The organism is Pseudomonas sp. PICF141, from assembly GCF_002286815.1.
GTDB lineage: Bacteria > Pseudomonadota > Gammaproteobacteria > Pseudomonadales > Pseudomonadaceae > Aquipseudomonas.
Genome location: NZ_MUNM01000074.1, coordinates 1 through 3559, shown reverse-complemented (window position 1 = coordinate 3559; position 3559 = coordinate 1). Strand labels below are relative to the sequence as shown.

General features: G+C 59.0%; 1 protein-coding gene and 1 pseudogene. Both read right to left on the bottom strand.

Going from position 1 to position 3559, the window contains the following annotated elements; genetic code table 11:
- Positions 1 to 1661: DUF5801 repeats-in-toxin domain-containing protein (locus BZL43_RS21375; protein ID WP_095634144.1), on the bottom strand; the 1661-nt coding region annotated here is incomplete at its 3' end.
- Positions 1662 to 1902: 241 nt separating this feature from the next.
- Positions 1903 to 3559, bottom strand: a pseudogene (locus BZL43_RS21370) (hypothetical protein); the annotation flags it as partial.

Sequence of the window (3559 nt, the reverse complement as noted above, 5' to 3'; positions counted from 1 at the left end):
TGATCGAGGGTGACGTCACCGTTGGCGGCGACGCTGACCGTGAACACCAGCAGATTGGTGGTGGCGGTGCGGCCTTCGACCACGGTGCCATTGAGCGACAGGTTGACTGCCTCGCCGGTGGCCGTGTCGGTCAGTCCCGAAGGGCCGGCCGTGACGCCCAGCGCATAGGTCAGCGTACCCGCGCCATCAGCGCCGAACGCCGAGCTGAAGTTGGCGGTAAAGCTCTGGGTGGCGTCGGTCGCCAGTACCGTTTCGTCTACCGTCAGCGCCGGTTCGGTGCCGGCGGCGCTGATGCTCGGGCCGTCGTCCTCGAAGATCATCCTGGAGCCAATTTCGGCGATCGTGCTAGAGGCTTGGCTCAGCGTGAAGCCGCCGATATCAAAATCGGCGTGGTCATTGCCCCTGGCGTCGACGGCCGCGCCGTTCTCGATGAGTACGCGGTTGTGGTCCGACGTTGTGGTGTATCCAATCTGGTAACCGGCCAGCACGCCGGTGATGGTTGCAACCCCACCGGAAAAGCTGATGTTAATGTTCGGATCATCCACCGAACCGTCTGAATTCTCGATCACCTGCCCGGTGCTGATGTTGGTGACGAGCACATTGGTGATGGCAACCGGCGTGTCATTTGCGTAGCCGTTGACGAAATTCACGCCAGGTTCAGCAGCAGTGTTGAATGCGCTGATTTTTACCACGGCACTCTTGCCGCCTTGCAACTGCACGACGTCGAAATTGGCCGAGGTCGTATTGTAGACGCTGGTAAAGTCGATGTTGGACTCAACATCCGCTTCGGTCTGACTCAGATTGGGAACAGTCACATCCTGCCTGGCACCGGTGACGAACGAAAAGCGGATGCCTTCCTGTTCCGTAATCATCTGGTTGTTGGTGCCGATGGTGGTCGGGCCACCCCCCTGGCTGGTATTGATGGTGTCGCCAGTGTTGATATTGGCACCGCTTGACTGGTCTGCGGGGTCTTTCCCGGTGGCGATGATGGTGGGATCCGTGATCCGCACGACACCATCTACCGTTTCAGTTGCCGGGTTCAATTTCGTGAACATCAGGAACAGGTTCTGACCGGAAGGCGCATTGCTCAGACTGAATTCCAGGTCCTGAGTGGCTCCGATGAACACCTTATCCAGCAGATTGAGCGAGTCATCGGGATTCGTCGCATCTGGATGCTTGAGCGGTTGATATTCCACGGTCCAGATCTTGCCGCCGGTGACCGGCGATCCGGTTTCTTCGATGTAGGCCGCGAATACGATGGCGCCACTTGGGCCCCCGGCTCGGCCCAAAAGAATGTTGTTGTCCGTATCGGTATAGAGAAGGATGCTGGTGCCATCGAGGGTATCCAGTCCACTGTCCAGACCATCGAGTGGTGCGCCAGCGCTGTCGACGAAGCTGATGTCGGTAATGCTGGCTCCACCGGTGATGGTGAATGCATTGCTGCCCGTATCACCCACGGCGCCGGTATAGCCACTCAACGCTGCACCCGTTGCAGTACCGGCACCCAGTGCGGTCAAACGGGTAGAAAAGGTCGAGGGCAGGGAGGCCACCAGAATGTCGTTGTCGTCAGCGTCTCCTGCAGGGGTTGGCGTGGCGGTGGCGTTCTGTAGCCCGACCGTTTCGTCTAGCGCAACGTCCTCGCCTGTGATTGCAATAGCCATGATTTTTCTCCCGAGCAATTGCGGTCATTGAGGTCTGACCATTGACCTCTACAACTATGACCAAGCACCGGATAATGCGCATCGGCCGATACTCCCAAGCGGGATGGGAGTTTCGGCCTAGTCGCCTTCGTCGATGGTTTGTCGCAGGGTGCCCAGGTTGATGCGAGCGTGCGGATGTCCTGTTGGCATTGCAAAAATGCGAGGGTGGCGGGTGCCACCCTCGCATCCTTTCATGCGGTTCTCAGGCGCTGCCAAGCACAATGTCGCTAGTCAGAAGATCAACCCCGACCAAGGTGATGGTCGTGACTTGTCCGCCCGTTTCGGTGACCGACACGATGCTGTCTGCGCCGCCGTTGTCGATCTGAACAACCGCGTTCTGGTCGCCGTTGAGCACCAGCGTGTCTCGCAGGTCTACGCCCGCATCGAAGCCGGTGACCTGGTACTGGTTCTCGGTGAATGACAAATCGACGTTGAAGGCATCCTGCTCACCGCCCGTGCCCACCAGCGTGTAATCGAAGGTGCCGGTCAAGTCGTTGGCGAACAGGTTAGCGTCGAACGTACTCGTCGCCGAGTCCCCATCTCTGTCCGTCACCGTCGCGTTGAATGTCAGCTGGACATCGCTGGCCAGGCTCTCGGTCTGCTGAATGAACTCGATCACCGGGATCTTGATCGTGCCCAGGCCCATCGTGAGCTGAACAGCGTCGATCAGCGTCGCATCCGCCTTCTCGATGACGAAGGACGTCTGTCCTCCGGCCTCCGGGGTCAGATCAGCGGCAAGCACCTTCGTCGGCGCACCCGATGTGGTGCCGTCCGCGTAGTAGATCGTGTAATACAGCTCTTCCGTTGCCGGGTTGTACCCTTGCACCGAGTTGTCGATGAACACTTTCATGCTCGACAACAAAGACTCGGGGTTGATGACGAAACTCTCGTCACCGGCGTTGATGCCTGCTGTTGTGTTTCCATCCAGGTTGTTATTGGCGATCCCGATGCCGGAGGTACTGACGTTCATGTTCGCGGCGCCGATGAACGCAAACCCGCCACCTTCTATCTGTGCTTCGGTGAGGTCGGGTGCTCCCAGCCCGATGGCGGAAAATATATCGCTTGAGGACGTGGTCGCGTTAACACCAAAAAAGACAATCTCCTCGGAGGGCGAAGGAATAGTTGGTGGATCCTGCTCCGGAATCAACAAGGTGCGCACGGGATCCGGGCCGCCGGCACCGAGGGCGCCATCGGCACTGCTGAGCACGACCGTCGAACTGAAGCCTTGCACCAGATCCAGTACATAGCTGCCATCGGCCAAGGCACTCAGCGTGTAGTCGAGGGTGGTATCCGCCGTGGCGGCATTGTTGTCGAAATCGCCGGTCAAGGTTCCATCGAACTGGTACGCGCCGTTGCCATCCGGTGAGGGCGACAGCTCGGTGAGTGTGGCGGTCCCGGTCGTGGTCGTGTTGTCTGGCCTGACGAGGGTGAACGAGCTATTCACCGAAATATCCAGACCGTTCGCATTCAACCCGTCGGCGCCGGCCGAATGACTCCAGTAGCCGGTTTGTGGCAGGACGCTGCCGGTGCCGATGAGGTTGCCAAAAGCGAGTGCTGGGCCGTCATCTTCGAAAAGCATCTTGGAGCCGATTTCGGCGGTCGAAACAGCGGTTTGGAGCAGCGTGAAACCACCGATATCAAAATCGGCGTGGTTATTGCCCCTGGCGTCGAGGGCCGCGCCGTTCTCGACGAGCACGCGGTTGTGATCCGACGCTGTGGTGTATTCAATCTGGTAGCCGGCCAAAACGCCGGTGACGGTCGCAACCCCACCGGAAAAGGTGATGCCAATGGCCGGATCATTCACCGATCCGTTTGAATTCTCGATCACCACCCCGGCGCTGTTGAAGACGCGAACATTG